The following is a 15895-nucleotide window of genomic DNA, read 5'->3' as shown; positions in this document are numbered from 1 at the left end:
GCAGCTATTGGTCGTGATAAAATGGGGGGCGGAAAGGATAGGACAATGGAAACCAATGCACTTCCCTTTTACGACACCAGCGACAACCCCACGGGTTGCTGCCCGCGTTTCAAGCCCGAAACATGGGACGGTTTGACGCTTCACTTACGCGACAAGCCCTTTGTGCGGGCTGCAACGAAATCGGTGCTGCATATCCCAATGAATATGGGCAGCACGTTCACCCGCGTGTTTGAACACATGAAGGACGCCGGCGCCTATGACGAGGCAAATTTCGTCGTGATGAGCCGGGATTTGTCGCCATGGACGGCCGAACATCTGTTCGCAGCCGATACACCTGTCAAACACGAAGAGATGACGACACTGTCCGGTGACTTCATCACCAAGGTCTTTGAGGGTAGTTTTCGCGAGGCCAAGGATTGGCACGCTCAAATGCAGGATCTTGCTGAAAAACAGGGCACCAAAGACGCTGTGGTGTGGTTCTTTTACACGACGTGTCCGCGCTGCGCCAAGACCTATGGCAAGAACTACGTTGTTGGGCTTGCTCAGCTATGAAAAAGGGCGGCCCGAAAGGGCCGCCCGATCGGTTTCGGCACTCGCTGCTTATTCGGCAGGGATGGCCGTATCTTCGACACCTAACGGTGCGGTCAGCTTGTCCAACATCTCTTTCGGGCAGATCTGAAGGAAGTTCACCTTTTCCATATCCCAATGGCGCAGGATCTCGATCGCCTTCTGGCTGCGCGTTTCTTCGGCGTGGCGTTCGACCAGCTCTTTCAGCTCGGCTTCCCAATGGTCGACCGAGACGGGGCAAACGACAAGGCTTTCCATGTTCATATGGTCCTGCGCTTCACCGTCGGGGTCGTAAAGATAGGCCATGCCGCCCGTCATCCCGGCCCCGAAATTCGATCCGATGGACCCAAGGATCACCGCGACGCCACCGGTCATGTATTCGCACCCATTAGAGCCGCAACCTTCGATCACCACTTTGGCGCCTGAATTGCGCACAGCGAACCGCTCGCCGGCGCGCCCTGCGGCGAACAGGTAGCCATCGGTTGCACCATACAGGACAGTGTTGCCGATGATGGTGTTTTCAGATGCGACGAGGGGGCTGGCAAGCGGGGGGCGAACCACAATTGTGCCGCCCGACAAACCTTTGCCGACATAGTCGTTCGCATCGCCTGACACCTCGACCTTCAGACCCGGAGCGGCAAAGGCACCCAGCGACTGCCCGGCAGAGCCTTGCAGCTTTACCGTCAGGTGGTCAGGCTGCAAATTGTTGCGCATCCCGAACCGCTTGACGATATGGCTGGAAATCCGTGTGCCCACCGACCTGTGGGTGTTTTGCACGGTATAGGACAGCTGCATCTTTTCACCATCCTCCAGAAACCGGTGTGCGTCGCGCACGATTTCGGCATCCAGCGTATCAGGCACAGGATTGCGGTCGCGGTTGCGGTTGTAGACGATCTTTTCCGCGCCATCGACCACCAGCAGAAGCGGGTTCAGGTCAAGGTCATCCAAATGTGCCGAGCCGCGGCTCACCTGGCTGAGCAGATCGGCACGTCCGATCACCTCGTCCAGTGACCGCACCCCGATCGAGGCAAGGATTTCACGCACTTCCTGCGCATAGAACGTGATCAGGTTGACCACCTTGTCCGCGCTGCCGGTGAACTTGGCGCGCAGGTCTTCGTCCTGCGTGCAAACGCCCACGGGGCAGGTGTTCGACTGGCACTGACGCACCATGATACAGCCCATGGCAATCAGGGCGGCGGTGCCGATGCCGTATTCCTCGGCCCCCATCATCGCGGCCATGACGATATCACGCCCGGTGCGCAAGCCGCCATCGGTGCGCAATGTCACGCGGCCACGCAGGTTGTTCATCGCAAGCACCTGATGCGCTTCGGTCAAACCCATTTCCCACGGCAGACCCGCAAACTTGATCGAGGTCGCGGGCGACGCACCCGTGCCGCCATTGTGGCCCGAAATCAGGATCACATCGGCCTTGGCCTTCGCCACGCCTGCTGCAATCGTGCCAACACCTGACGCGGCCACCAGCTTCACCGTCACCTTACAGCGCGGGTTGATCTGCTTGAGGTCATAGATCAGCTGGGCCAGATCCTCGATCGAGTAGATGTCGTGGTGTGGCGGCGGTGAGATCAGCGTCACGCCTTTGGTGGAATGACGCAGACGGGCAATCAGGTCGGTGACCTTCATGCCCGGCAACTGGCCGCCTTCGCCGGGTTTCGCACCCTGGGCAACCTTGATTTCAAGCTCTTCGCATTGGTTCAGGTATTCGGCGGTCACACCGAACCGGCCCGACGCCACCTGCTTGATCTTCGCCGACGGATTGTCGCCATTCGGTTCAGGGTGGAAATGCGCGGGATCTTCACCGCCCTCGCCACTGTCCGACTTGGCGCCGATGCGGTTCATCGCGACGTTCAGCGTCTTGTGTGCTTCGGGGCTGAGCGCACCCAGCGACATGCCCGGCGTCACGAACCGCTTGCGAATCGCGTTGATGCTTTCCACTTCCTCAATCGGAATGGGCTTGCCCAGCGGCTTAATGTCCAGAAGGTCACGCAGGTGGATCGGCGGATTGGCCCGCATGCGCGCCGAATACTGCTTCCACATCTCGAACGAGGCGCGGTCACAGGCCGATTGCAGCAGATGCATCGACTGCGCCTCCCAGGCATGCGTCTCGCCTGAGCGGCGGGCTTTGTAGAACCCGCCCACGGGCAGCACCTGATTGCCGCCGCCGTAGCCTGCCGCATGGATGTCTTCCAGCTTCTTCTGGATGCCGTTCACACCGATCCCCGAAATACGCGAGGTCATGCCGGGGAAATATTCGGCAACCATCGCACGGCTTAGCCCGACAGCTTCGAAGTTCAGGCCACCGCGATAGGACGAGATCACCGAGATCCCCATCTTCGCCATGATCTTCAGAAGGCCTTGGTTGATCGCTTCACGATAGCGACGCACTGCTTCGGTCAGCGAGCAATCAAGCAGGTTGCGATCAATCCGGTCCGCAAGACTGTCTTCTGCCAGATAGGCGTTTACTGTGGTCGCACCACAGCCAACCAGAACCGCAAAGTAGTGCGGGTCAAGGCATTCCGCCGACCGCACATTGATCGACGTGAAGGTCCGCAGACCCTTCTTTACAAGCCAACTGTGAATGGCTGATGTCGCCAAAATCATCGGCATCGCGATGTTGCTTTCGTCCTGCCCTTGATCGGTCAGGATCAAGTGACCAGCACCAGACCGCACGGCCTCTTCCGCTTTGGCGCGGATGTCTTTCAGCGCGATGCGCAAGGCACCATCTTCGCCATTTGCCGGGAAGGTGCAGGCAATTTCAACCATCGGCGCATTAAACGCCTCGGTCATTTTCACAAACTGCTCGTTGCCAAGAAATGGGCTGTCCAGAACGATAATTTCGGTCTGCCCACCATTCTCGTCGAGAACGTTCTTGAGGTTGCCAAACCGCGTCTTCAACGACATCACGCGGAATTCACGCAAGCTGTCGATCGGCGGGTTGGTTACCTGGCTAAAATTCTGCCGGAAAAAGTGGCTGAGTGGACGGTATTTCGTCGACAACACCGCCGATGGCGTGTCGTCACCCATCGAGGCCAGCGCCTCTTTTCCGTCCTCGGCCATTGGAGCAAGAATTTGTTCCAGCTCTTCCAGTGTATACCCGGCGGCAACCTGACGGCGGCGCAGTTCGTCACCGGTATAAATCGGTTTCTCGTCGATCGTTGACAAGTTGGTTTCCAGATCGCTGATTTTTCCGACCCATTCCCCGAATGGGAGCGAAGCAGCCAGACGGTCCTTGATCTCGGTGTCGCGATACAGTTTGCCCTCTGCTGTATCCACAGCCAACAGTTGCCCCGGACCAAGCGCGCCTTTCTCGATGACGCTGGCTTCGTCGATCGGGACCATGCCCGCTTCGGACCCGGCAATCACCAAGCCGTCGCCCGTCACGACATAGCGCATCGGACGCAGGCCATTGCGGTCAAGCCCGGCGCACACCCACCGGCCGTCCGTCATTGCCAAGGCAGCGGGGCCATCCCATGGCTCCATCACGCTGTTGCAATAGCTATACATGTCCTTCCAGGCCTGAGGCAAATCCACCGCCTGTTTCGACCAGCTTTCAGGCACCAGCATGGTCTTTGCCATCGGCGCGGACCGGCCGGCGCGCACCAGAACCTCGAACACCGCGTCCAGCGCGGCCGAATCCGAGCTTCCGCCGGGCACGATCGGTTTGATGTCCTCAGCCAGATCACCGAAGAAGCTGGAGGCCATGCGAATCTCGTGGCTTTTCATCCAGTTCAGGTTGCCCTTCAGTGTGTTGATCTCGCCGTTATGGGCCAGCATCCGGAAGGGCTGCGCCAACCACCATTGCGGGAAGGTGTTGGTCGAATAGCGTTGGTGGTAGATGGCAAAGGTCGACGCGAACCGTTCATCCATCAAATCCGGATAAAACACGGCAACCTGTTCGGCCAGCATCATGCCCTTGTAGATGATTGAACGGCACGACAGCGACGCAATGTATAGACCGTTGATCTGCGCAGTTGCGGCCGCTTTTTCAATCCGGCGACGGATCACATAGAGCTCGCGCTCGAACTGATCTTCGTCAACGCCTTTTGCGTTGGAAATCAGGATCTGTTCTATCTCGGGGCGGGTCGCGTTGGCCTTTTCGCCAAGGCAGTCGATGTCAACAGGCACGTGGCGCCAGCCGTAGATCGAATAGCCCATCCGCAGGACTTCGGTTTCGACAATTGTCCGGCAGGCTTCCTGCGCGCCGAAATCCGTGCGCGGCAGAAACACCTGACCGACAGCAATCAGTTGATCCTCATGCGGTTCGTGGCCGGTGCGGCGGATTTGGTCGTGGAAGAACGGCACTGGGATCTGCACGTGGATGCCAGCGCCATCCCCGGTTTTTCCATCTGCATCGACGGCCCCCCGGTGCCAGATCGCCTTCAGGGCGTTAATGCCGGCCTCGACCACTTTGCGCGATGGCGTTCCGTCGACGGACACAACAAGACCCACACCGCAAGAGCTGTGCTCGTCTTCTTCGCGGTACAGGCTGTGTTCCGACATGAACTTGCGCTTGGCTTCTTCGCGGCGCACCCAGTTGGCATCATAGTTCGTCATTTCGTTTCTCCTCACGGAAGGTCGCTGGCGAGATCGCCTTGCAGACCCGGAAAAATGTGGTCACTGCGCTGCGATTGCCGCCTTGGCATTCAGCGTCTCAAGAATATTGTCTCCGGCTTCGCGCCCGTCACGGATGGCCCAAACCACCAGCGAGGCGCCACGCACGATGTCGCCCACGGCCCAAACCCCCGGCAAGTCGGTCTGGTGGGTCCCAAACGCAGCCTTCACGGTGCCCCAGCGCGTCACTGCAAGGTCTTTCTCGCCCCAGAGCGTTGGCAGATCTTCGGGTTCGAAGCCCAGCGCCTTGATCACAAGGTTGCTGTCTTCGGTATAGTCTGACCCCTCGATCACTTCTGGGCTGCGGCGACCGGTTGCATCCGGCGCCCCAAGGCGCATTTTCTGAACGATCACGCCTGTCACGGGGTTGCCGACAAAACCTTTCGGCGCTGCCTGCCAGACAAATTCAACGCCCTCTTCTTCAGCGTTCTGGGTTTCACGTTGTGATCCGGGCATGTTCTCGCGGTCACGGCGATACAAGCATTTGACCGATGTCGCGCCCTGACGGATCGCCGTGCGCACGCAGTCCATCGCGGTATCACCACCCCCGATGACAACGACGTTTTTGCCCTCTGCGTTCAGCTCGCCGCTTTCATACTCCGCGACAGTGTCACCAAAGTTCAGCCGGTTCGAGCAGGTCAGGAAGTCGATCGCGCGCACGATACCTTCTGCGCCAGCCCCCGGTCCCGAAAGATCGCGGCTTTTGTAAACGCCCGTGGCCAACAAAACCGCGTCATGCTTGGCGCGAATATCCTGAAACGAGATATCGTCACCGACATTACAGTTCAGCACGAACGCAACGCCTGCATCTTCCAGCAGCTTGACGCGCCGCATCACGATGTCTTTTTCCAGTTTGAAGCCGGGAATGCCGTAGGTCATCAGCCCACCTGCGCGGTCGTGGCGGTCATAGACCGTCACCTTGACACCTGCACGCACCAGCACGTCGGCGGCAGCCAGCCCGCCCGGCCCAGCGCCGATAATCGCAACGCTTTCATCCCGCTTGGCCGTCGGTGTGATCGGTTCAACCCATCCGTTGTCCCATGCCGTGTCGGTAATGTATTTTTCGACGGCACCGATGGTAACCGTGCCGTGACCAGATTGTTCAATCACGCAATTGCCTTCGCACAGGCGGTCCTGAGGGCAGATACGACCGCAAATCTCGGGGAAGGTGTTGGTGGACTGGCTCAGGTCATACGCTTCTTTCAGACGACCCGAGGCGGTCATGCGCAGCCAGTCGGGAATGTTGTTGTGAAGCGGGCAATGCGATTGGCAGTATGGCACGCCGCACTGACTGCAACGACTGGCTTGCTCCGCGGCTTTTTGCGCTGCGAATTCGGCATAGATTTCGTGAAAGTCTTCGCGGCGCGCATCGGCGGCGCGTTTTTCGGGCATATCCCGTTCGACACTCACGAATTTCAACATTGGCTGCTTTGCCATACTGGCTCTCCGTCACTGGACCTCGGACTCGCGCTTTTAAACAAGCTCCGCATAAATGAAAAGGCAGTATAGCTGACCTTTATTGAGCATTTTTCGTAGAAATTGTAGTTTTGCCAAAAAATTCCGGAAATTTAAGTCATTATTATTGACCTTTAATCGCCTTTCCCTTTCTGAGTGGCATGTTTAGCTTGCAAAACAACGCAATTCGGAAAGCCCTGCATGTCGCTTGCCCATCTGTTCCTCGTCGCTGTGATTCAGGGAATCACCGAGTTTCTGCCTGTCTCGTCGTCAGGGCATCTGGTGCTTTTGCCCCACCTGACCGGCTTGCCAGATCAGGGGCAGGCGATCGACGTTGCGGTCCATATCGGCACGCTTGGCGCTGTCATACTGTATTTCTGGAAGGACGTGCGCATGGGGCTGGCCGGCATTCCGCGTATGCTGACAGGCCGTCTTGATACGCCCGGCGCAAAGCTGGCCTTTTTGCTCGCAATCGCAACCATCCCCGCCGTGATCTTAGGCGTCGCTCTGAAGATCACGGGGCTGGACGACGCGATGCGGTCGGTCAAGGTTATCGCGTGGACCATGATCCTGTTCGGCGTGGTTCTGTATTGGGTAGACCAGAAAGGCCCTACCCACAAAAGGGCCGGAGACTGGTCGCTGCGGGATGCGATCATTATGGGCTTGTGGCAAGCCCTTGCGCTTATTCCGGGCACATCCAGGTCCGGGGCGACAATCTCGGGGGCGCGGGCATTGGGATATGAACGGCCCGACGGGGCCAAGTTGGCTATGCTGATGTCTATTCCGACGATCTTCGCCTCAGGTGTTCTTCTGGGCGGGGAGGTGATCGCCACTGCCAATCTGCAGGTTGCAAAGGATGGCGCGATCGCCGCGGGATTTGCCTTCGTGTCGGCCCTGCTGGCGCTTAGCCTGATGATGCGGCTTTTGCGGTCAGTCAGCTTCACCCCCTATGTCATCTATCGCATCGCCCTTGGCGTGGTGCTGTTGGGCATCGCATACCTGTAGCCCAAAGAAAAAGGCGCGGCTCCAGACCGCGCCCTTTCAGTGTTTTCTGACCTCTGCGGACTACCCGTGCGCGCGCAGGTTCTTGGCAGATTGCTGGATCGAGGCGTATTGGCCGCCGTGACGGTAGCGCCACAGATAATCGGGCAAGATCGCCTCCATCGCAGTTGGGCTAATCCCCAACTCAGCGAACCCTTTCGCATCATCCGCGACCACATTGTCATGCGCCAGTGACCTGACCTGATCACGGGTCAGCGGTGCCTTGATTAGCCCGCCGGAAATCCACTGAATAAAATCGAAGACACCAGCCTGAAGGCGCGCAATTCCAGACGGCAAGTTGATCACCCAACGGCGGCGCTGCACTTCGTCCAACATGACGTCAATCAACGCGCGCAGGGTCAGAACTTCGGGCCCGCCAAGTTCGTAAATCCCCGGCGCAGCCTGACCGAGAACGGCCTTTTCGGCGGCAGCGGCCACATCATCCACGAAAACTGGCTGGAACCGAGTGCTTCCGCCGGTGATCGGCAAGATTGGCCCGAAACGCGTCATGCCCGCGAACCTGTTGAAGAACTCATCCTCTTGCCCAAAAATCACCGAAGGCCGCAGGATCACTGCATCGGGGAAGGCCGCCAGAACGCCAGCTTCACCCTGAGCCTTGGTTTGGGAATATTCGCTGTCGCTTTCGGTATCGGCACCGATGGCCGACAGCTGCACCAACCGTCCGACGCCTTGTTCGGCGGCAATGCGGGCGACTCGCTCTGCGCCTTCGTGGTGAACGGCATCGAAGTTGTTTTTGCCAATCGAATTCAACACACCCACGCAATTGACCACGGCATCCGCGCCACGCATTGCGTCGCGCACTGAAGCATCATCACGAATGTTGCACAGGATCGGTTCGACTTGACCGACCGCGCCATAGGGCTTGACGAACAGTGCCTCGTTCGGACGGCGCACGGCAACGCGAACGCGCCACCCCTGCTTGGCCATGCGGCGCGCGATATAGCGCCCGACAAAGCCCGAACCGCCATAGATGGTGACAAGCTTGGACATGGTTGCTCTCCTTGAAAACCTTGACGATTGCATAGCTTTCTGAGCCGCCCAGAGCAAGGAGCAAACCGAATTCGCGAAAACCCCGCGAATCCGGTTGACAGTATTGGCGGCGCACTTTACATCGCGGCTTCACCAACCGTGCCCAGATGGCGGAATTGGTAGACGCGCTAGCTTCAGGTGCTAGTGTCCGTATGGACGTGGAGGTTCGAGTCCTCTTCTGGGCACCAAAATCCCGAAAACTTCTGAACCGCTTCGCCTTGCCTGCAAGGCGCGTATCACGCTTTGCGCACAATCACCGATCCGACCGAATACCCTGCGCCAAACGAACAGATCACACCTGTATCGCCTGATTTCAGGTCGTCGGAATACTTCGAAAACGCAATGATGGACCCGGCCGACGATGTGTTGGCATAGTCTTGCAGGATGTTGGGCTGCTCGGCCTCTTCCGGCACACGCCCCAGAACCTTTTTGCCAATGAAGTCGTTCATCGTCTTGTTCGCCTGATGCAGCCACAGCCGCTTCAGATTATCAGGTGCCACACCGATATCGTCGATATGCCCCAAGATGTGCTTTGAGACGATGGGCAACACCTCTTTGAACACCTTCCGCCCGTTTTGCATGAACTGCATGTCGCGCCGGTCTGGCAAATTGTCCGTTTCCTCACGCGTGCGGCGCAAAAAACCGTTATTGTTGCGGATGTTGTTGGAAAACTGCGTCAGGCAGCGGGTCGACAGAATCTCAAAATGGTCGCCCTTTGCATCTTCTTTGCGTTCGATCAGCGTCGCGGTGGCGACGTCGCCGAAAATGAAATGGCAATCGCGGTCACGCCACTCAAGATGCGCCGAACAGATCTCCGGGTTCACCACCAGTGCACGCTTCACAGACCCCGACCGGATCATATCCGCAGCCGCCTGAATGCCGAACGTGGCCGAAGAACAGGCGACGTTCATATCAAACGCAAACCCGCCCGCGCCCAGCGCCTCTTGGATTTCAATCGCGATGGCGGGATAGGCGCGTTCATGGTTCGAGGCTGCGCAAATGATCAGGTCGACCTCGTCTGCGGTGCGACCAGCCTTGGCCAAAGCTTTCTTGCAGGCATCGGCGCCCATCTCGGTCATGATGCCGGGTTCATCATCCGTGCGTTCGCGCAAGGTCGGGTGCATGACATCTGGATCAAGAACGCCTGTCTTGTCCATCACATAGCGTTGATAAATGCCCGAAGCGGACACGATGAATTCTTCACTGGAGTGCCCGATTGGCGCCACCTCGCCTGCTTCAATTGCACGGGCGTTCTGGGCGTTGACCTTGTCGGCGTAGGCATTGAATGCCGCGACTAGTTCGGCGTTGGTGATGGTCTGATCCGGGGTGAATACACCGCTGCCAGAGATGACGGGCTGGAACATGTGGGTCTCCTTGAAGGTCTTTGCAGTCAAGCAGGAAGCGATGGGGGCGGCAAGGGGAACTGAAGCATGCTCCTACCCCCTAGAACGGGCACTTGGCCTTGAAGGTTAGCCCTTTACCGCCATCCGGGTGGCGCAGGCGAAGGCTTTCGGCGTGCAGCATCAGTCGCGGCGCGTCACGGGCAGGGCCGTCGGCATAGAACGGATCGCCCAATATAGGATGGCCGAGTTCCTTCATATGCACCCGCAATTGGTGGCTACGCCCGGTTTGGGGAAACAAGCGAACGCGGGTCGCGGTGTCTTCGTATTTCAGAACTTTCCAGTCAGTGATGGCTTGCTTGCCATTCTCGAAATCCACGTGTTGCTTGGGGCGGTTGGGCCAATCAACGATCAACGGTAGGTCCACGGTGCCTTCGCGTTCGGCCACACGGCCCCAGACGCGGGCCACATAGGCTTTCTTGATCTGCCGCTTCTCGAACTGAAGGCCTAGATGACGCTGGGCATGAGGGGTCATGGCAAACACCATGATGCCTGACGTGTCACGGTCCAGTCGGTGCACCAGCAATGCGTCAGCAAACACCGCCTGAATGCGGGCGATCAGGCAATCGGCCAGATGTTCACCCTTGCCCGGCACCGACAACAGCCCCGCAGGTTTGTCGACCAGCAACAGCTCGTGGTCTTGGTGGATGATCACCAAGGGGTCATTGGGCGGGGCGTATTCATCTGACATGCGCGCCAGATAGCCTGTGAACCGCGTGCGGGCAAGGCTCAGCGGCGACGACGCATTCCGCGCAGCATCGACGTGGTATAGATCACCAGCGCCAGCCAGATCAGCGGAAAGGCGATCTGCTTTGCGCCCTCAAAGGGTTCACCAAACACGAACACCGCGACCAGAAAGATCATTGTCGGCGCGATGTATTGCAGGATCGCGATGGTCGACAGCCGCAACAGCTTCGCGCCATTGGCATAGAGCATCAGGGGAACCGCCGTCACCACGCCGCAGCCCAGCAACAATGCCGTGTCCAGACCGGTCAGCAGAAAATGGCTTTGCCCCTGCGCGGTCAGCCACACCATGCACCCAAGCGCGGGGATCAGCAGGATTAGCACCTCGAGCAAGAAGCCCTGATTGGGGCCGATGGGCAGGGATTTCTTGCACAGCGCATAAAACCCCCATGTCAGCGTGAGGCCAATCGCCACCACCGGCAGCCTGCCCGCATCAAGGGTCAGGATCACGACAGCGATAAAGGCCAGTGCCACGGCAACCATCTGCGCGCGGTTCATCCGTTCGCCCAGCAAAACCGTGCCAAGTAAGATCGAGAACAGCGGGTTGATATAATAGCCTAACGCGGCCTCTAGGGCCTGTTCATGCGCAATTGCCCAGACGTAGATACCCCAGTTCACCGAGATCAGCCCCGCAGTCAAAACCGCCAACATGAGCATCCGCGGATTTGCGATCGCCTCGCGTAAGGCGCGGGTGCGACCCGTGGCGATCAGGATGACCCCCGCGACCGGAACAGACCAGATAACCCGGTGCGCGACCACCTCGATTGCAGGCATATGTGCCACGGCTTTCATATAGAGCGGCAAGAACCCCCACAGGAAATAGGCCGAAATGGCCAGCCCCAACCCCTGCGGGGTATCCACATTTTCTGGCTTCGTCGTCATCGCGCGCTCCTTTCCCCTGTTTGTAGGGCAGTTGGGGCGGGAAGCGATAGCGGGATTTCCGTGCGCTGTTTCATAACGAAACGTGATGGTTCATCGCTTGGCAGCTTTCACGCGCGTCCAGGCGTCCCGGTCAAGAGCGTAACAAAGCCATGTCGCCTTTTTCCCGGCTCCGGTTAGTTCGAGCTCCCTTTTCGCCATCAAAACTGCCCCAAGCTTTGCGGTGGCTTTTTGCGAGCGAATATTTGTCGGGTCGATGTGAAACCAGACCCGGTCAAAGGTCGAAAAGGCGTGATCCAGCATCAGGGTTTTAAGCTCAAAATTCACCGCTCCGCCCCAGAAACTGTGGTTCAGGAACGTGAACCCGATCGCGATATCGTCGGGCGCATCTGGGCCAACATAGTAGCGCGAACATCCGATCAGATCGTTGCTTGTCAAATCCATGACAACACACGTACCGCCTGCGTTCAGAAGGAAGTCGAAATAAGGGTCGAACACGTCAGAATTGAACCGATCCCGCGCGGGGTGGCCAGCCCAGGTTTCCGGGTCACATGCTGCGCGAAACAGCCCGGTGCGGTCCGATGCATGCAAGCCGCGCAGCGCGATTGTCCTTCCTTCCAAACAAGGTTGGTCGTCAAAGCTCATTCACGCACCCGTTCCGATTTCGGGTCATACATCGGCTTCAACGACGCTTCGGCTTTCACCCGCGTGCCGGCCACGTCGATCTCGTAGGTGGAGGCCAGAATATCAGACACTGTTTCACCCTGACACGGCACATATCCCATACCGATCGCGCCGCCCAAGTGGTGGCCATAAGCGCCAGAACTCAGGTATCCCACGATCTCGCCATCACGGATGACAGGTTCCTTGTGATAGAGAAGCGGCTCGGGATCGGTCAGCTTGAACTGCACCATTCGCATCTCAAGCCCGCTTTCCTTCTTTGCCAGAACGGCGTCGCGGCCGATGAAGTCGGGCTTTTCGACCTTCACGGCAAATCCCAGACCGGCCTCTAACACGTGGTCTTCACAGGTGATGTCATGGCCGAAGTGGCGGAAGCCCTTTTCGATCCGGCAATTGTCCATCATGTGCATCCCGCACAGCTTCAACCCCATGTCTTGTCCGGCTTCAAACAGGGTCTCAAACGCATGGCACGCCATCTCGGACGAGACGTAAAGCTCCCACCCTAGCTCACCCACGTAAGACACGCGGTGGGCGCGGGCCAGACCCATCCCCAGTTCGATCTCTTGCGCGGTGCCGAAGGGATTAACGGCGTTGCTGAAATCGCCAGTGCTGACACGTTGCAATAAAGTGCGGGCGTTCGGCCCCATAACGGCCAGCACACCTTCGCCTGCGGTCACATCGGTGATCACGACGCGGGCGTCACCGACATGGCGGCGCATCCAGGTCTCGTCTGCCAGTCGCGTGCCCGAAGGCGTGACGACCAGATAGGCGGTTTCCGACAGGCGGGTGACGGTCACATCAGCCTCGATCCCGGCGCGAGCGTTCAGGAACTGGGTGTAGACGATCTTGCCGACGGGCACCGACATGTCGGCACCGCAAACCTTGTTCAGAAACGCCTCAGCATCCGGGCCTTCGACGCGGATTTTGCCGAAGGACGACATGTCATACATACCGACATTCTCGCGAACTGCCCGGTGTTCTTCGGCGGCATTGTCAAACCAGTTAGCGCGACCCCAAGTGTATTCGTATTCACGCGCTTGCCCTTCGCGGGCAAACCAGTTGGCCCGTTCCCAGCCTGCGGTTTCGCCCATGACCGCGCCCTGATCCAGCAGGTGCTGGTGGAATGGCGTGCGTCGCACACCGCGCGCTGTGGCTTTCTGGCGAAACGGGAAGTGGTCGGCATAGAGCAGGCCCAGCGTCTCTTTCGACCGCTCATAAAGATAGTGTCTATTTACCTGAAACGGGTGCATTCGGCTGATATCCACATCGCCCAGATCGAAGGGTTTTTGCCCGTCTTCCATCCACTGCGCCAGCGCCATCCCGGCACCGCCCGCCGACTGAATACCGATCGAGTTAAAGCCCGCCGCGACCCAGACATTGTCCATCTCGGGCGCAAGGCCAAGGTGATAGGCATCATCCGGCGTGAAGCTTTCCGGGCCGTTGAAGAAGGTGTGAATACCGGCCTCGGCCAACATCGGCATCCGGTTGCAGGCGGCTTCCAGGATCGGCTCGAAATGGTCGAAGTCTTCGGGCAGCTGGTCAAATTCGAACGTGTCGGGAATGCCCTCCATCGCCCATGGCTTGGCGTTAGGTTCAAACGCGCCCAGTAGGATTTTGCCCGCATCTTCCTTGTAATAGGCACATTCATCCGGCACCCGCAGCACCGGCATTTGGGTCAGTCCTTTGATGCCTTCGGTGACAATATAGAAATGCTCGCAGGCGTGCAGCGGCACGTTCACGCCCGCCATCTTGCCAACCTCACGGCCCCACATGCCCGCGCAATTGACGATCATATCGCACGCAATGTGACCCTGTTCCGCCCCATCATCCGACACCCAGTCAACGCCGGTGACCTTGCGCCCGTCACGCGCGATGTGGGTAACGTTCGCGCGTTCCTTGATAACCGCACCGTTTTGCCGCGCGCCCTTGGCCATCGCCAACGCAATATTGGCCGGGTCCGCTTGCCCATCGGTGGGCAGCCAGATGCCACCTGTCACGCCCTCAAGATTGATGTGCTCGTAACGCTCTTTCACCTCGGCAGGCGATAGTTCCTCGCACGCGACACCAAAGGCACGCGCCATGGCGGCGCTGCGGTATAGTTCCTCGCGCCGCTCGTCGGTCAGGGCCACCGACACCGACCCGCACTGCCGCATCCCGGTTGCAACGCCTGTTTCTGCCTCCAACCCCAGATACAAATCCGCCGAGTATTTGGCGAGCTTCGTCATATTCGATGACGTCCGAAGTTGTCCGATCAATCCGGCCGCATGCCACGTGGTGCCAGAGGTCAGTTGCTTGCGTTCTAGCAAAATGACATCTTTCCAGCCGAGTTTGGCAAGGTGATAGGCGACAGAACATCCGATCACGCCGCCTCCGATGATGACAACACGGGCATGGGTGGGAAGACTCATAGCAACACTCCTGTTGGGTTTAGCTTGACGGTTGCACGATTGTGAGGATCGAAATCTTCTTTTTCCGCCATTTTTGTCGGAATTATCTCATCCACATCGGACCCGCGTTCGCCTAAGCGCCATCGGTGTCACACCAAAATGCCGCCGGAATAGAGTCGAAAACCCATTGGGAAATCCACAAGCCAGCCCGACATCGCGAACACTCATCGAGGTTTTCAGAAGCAGGGTATTGGCGTGGTTCAACCGCAACTCGCGATAATAGGTATTCGGCGTCGTGCCAAAATGTGCGCGGAACTGGCGTTCCAGCGATCGCTCTGAGATGTTGAGGTGTCCCACAAGCTCGGAAATCCGCAGCGGGTCTTCCAAATTTGCCTGCATCAGTTCGACGCATTGGTCGAGCGACCGATTGCCGGTGCGCGTGAGCTCTTTCCCTCCGAATGGCTGAAGGGTCGAGGATGTGCGGATCGTTTCGTGCAGGAAGATATCCGCGACCGTTGCGACCGAGGCCGCACTGATGTGACCGCTTAGCGTTCCCAGCACAAGGTCATAGGTCGCGCCCATTCCGGCGCTGGTGGTAATCTTTCCGTCATCAGCAGCCAGCGCATATGACCCGGTGCCCGGCGTGCCGCGTTCGTTCAGAAGCGCACGATTTTCCCAGTGGGTCGTATGGCTCATCAATTGCTCACCCGTTTCGGCGATATAGCGGCTGGCGGCTTCTGACAGCAAAAATACCCGTGTGCCGGACCATTGATAGGCTCTGATCTCTTTGCGCAGGGACAGGTCGGGCGCGTCAGGGTTCGAGTTGCCAAGCACGAACACGTAGTTCGCAGATGGCTTGGCGTCTGTCGGTTCCGTGTCGATGGTGATCGCGGCGCGACAGGTGACTGGGCCGCCGCGACGCGACAGCCAGTGCCATCGAAACGCTTCCCGAGCGGACACCCGATTGGCGGTGCGCAGCAGTTCGACAACGGCAGTGAATTCGGTCAGTACGAAGCCGTCCGCGACCAGAATATCGACAAGGATCGGTGGGGGCGGCATCGC

10 protein-coding genes, 1 tRNA gene and 1 pseudogene are annotated in these 15895 nt (G+C 58.6%); 3 read left to right on the top strand and 9 right to left on the bottom strand.

The window, feature by feature from the left end:
* The first annotated feature begins 45 nt into the window (after nt 1-45).
* The gene (locus ACXYMP_RS02180; protein ID WP_298567053.1) at nt 46-552 is read left to right on the top strand and encodes a hydrolase; all 507 of its coding nucleotides are present in this window, start codon (nt 46-48) and stop codon (nt 550-552) included.
* Between the two features lie 48 nt (nt 553-600).
* Here the strand turns inward: ACXYMP_RS02180 and gltB are convergent, their stop codons facing one another.
* The gene (gene gltB, locus ACXYMP_RS02175) at nt 601-5139 is read right to left on the bottom strand and encodes a glutamate synthase large subunit (protein WP_458904046.1); all 4539 of its coding nucleotides are present in this window, start codon (nt 5137-5139) and stop codon (nt 601-603) included.
* 60 nt (nt 5140-5199) lie between these two features.
* Nucleotides 5200-6633, bottom strand: coding sequence for an NAD(P)-dependent oxidoreductase (locus ACXYMP_RS02170; RefSeq protein WP_298567048.1), 1434 nt, complete (start codon nt 6631-6633; stop codon nt 5200-5202).
* Nucleotides 6634-6852: 219 nt separating this feature from the next.
* Here ACXYMP_RS02170 and ACXYMP_RS02165 point away from each other — a divergent pair, with 219 nt between their 5' ends.
* Entirely contained in the window at nt 6853-7656 is an 804-nt protein-coding gene (locus ACXYMP_RS02165; protein WP_298567045.1) for an undecaprenyl-diphosphate phosphatase, read from the top strand.
* Nucleotides 7657-7716: 60 nt separating this feature from the next.
* Here ACXYMP_RS02165 and ACXYMP_RS02160 read toward each other — a convergent pair whose 3' ends face one another.
* Complete coding sequence (locus tag ACXYMP_RS02160; RefSeq protein ID WP_298567043.1) at nt 7717-8703, bottom strand: complex I NDUFA9 subunit family protein; 987 nt, start codon at nt 8701-8703, stop codon at nt 7717-7719.
* 140 nt (nt 8704-8843) lie between these two features.
* Here ACXYMP_RS02160 and ACXYMP_RS02155 point away from each other — a divergent pair.
* Nucleotides 8844-8930: transfer RNA gene (locus ACXYMP_RS02155), tRNA-Leu, on the top strand.
* A 48-nt stretch (nt 8931-8978) separates the two neighbouring features.
* On the opposite strand, the gene ACXYMP_RS02150 is transcribed toward ACXYMP_RS02155, so the two are convergent.
* The 6 genes and pseudogenes from ACXYMP_RS02150 to ACXYMP_RS02125 all read right to left on the bottom strand — a co-directional run bounded on the left by ACXYMP_RS02150 (nt 8979) and on the right by ACXYMP_RS02125 (nt 15892).
* Nucleotides 8979-10106, bottom strand: a complete 1128-nt coding sequence (locus tag ACXYMP_RS02150) for a beta-ketoacyl-ACP synthase III (protein ID WP_458904043.1) — start codon at nt 10104-10106, stop codon at nt 8979-8981.
* A gap of 79 nt (nt 10107-10185) precedes the next feature.
* Entirely contained in the window at nt 10186-10833 is a 648-nt protein-coding gene (locus ACXYMP_RS02145; protein WP_458904041.1) for an RluA family pseudouridine synthase, read from the bottom strand.
* Nucleotides 10834-10871: 38 nt separating this feature from the next.
* Nucleotides 10872-11768 carry an EamA family transporter RarD gene (gene rarD, locus ACXYMP_RS02140; RefSeq protein ID WP_458904039.1) on the bottom strand — a complete coding sequence of 299 codons (897 nt, stop codon included), beginning with the start codon at nt 11766-11768 and terminating at the stop codon, nt 10872-10874.
* A gap of 90 nt (nt 11769-11858) precedes the next feature.
* A complete protein-coding gene (locus tag ACXYMP_RS02135; protein WP_298567035.1) occupies nt 11859-12410 on the bottom strand; it encodes a GNAT family N-acetyltransferase in 552 nt (183 codons plus the stop codon).
* Nucleotides 12407-14902: pseudogene (locus ACXYMP_RS02130) on the bottom strand (GcvT family protein); the annotation flags it as partial. The gene ACXYMP_RS02135 and the pseudogene ACXYMP_RS02130, both read right to left, overlap by 4 nt.
* 39 nt (nt 14903-14941) lie before the next feature.
* On the bottom strand, nt 14942-15892 hold the full coding sequence (locus ACXYMP_RS02125; RefSeq protein WP_458904036.1) for a GlxA family transcriptional regulator: 951 nt from the start codon (nt 15890-15892) through the stop codon (nt 14942-14944).
* Nucleotides 15893-15895 lie beyond the last annotated feature (3 nt).

It is taken from the genome of Aliiroseovarius sp. CAU 1755, assembly GCF_054482655.1.
The sequence above is the reverse complement of the archived record's forward strand: the minus strand, read 5'-3'. Positions and strand labels throughout refer to the sequence as shown.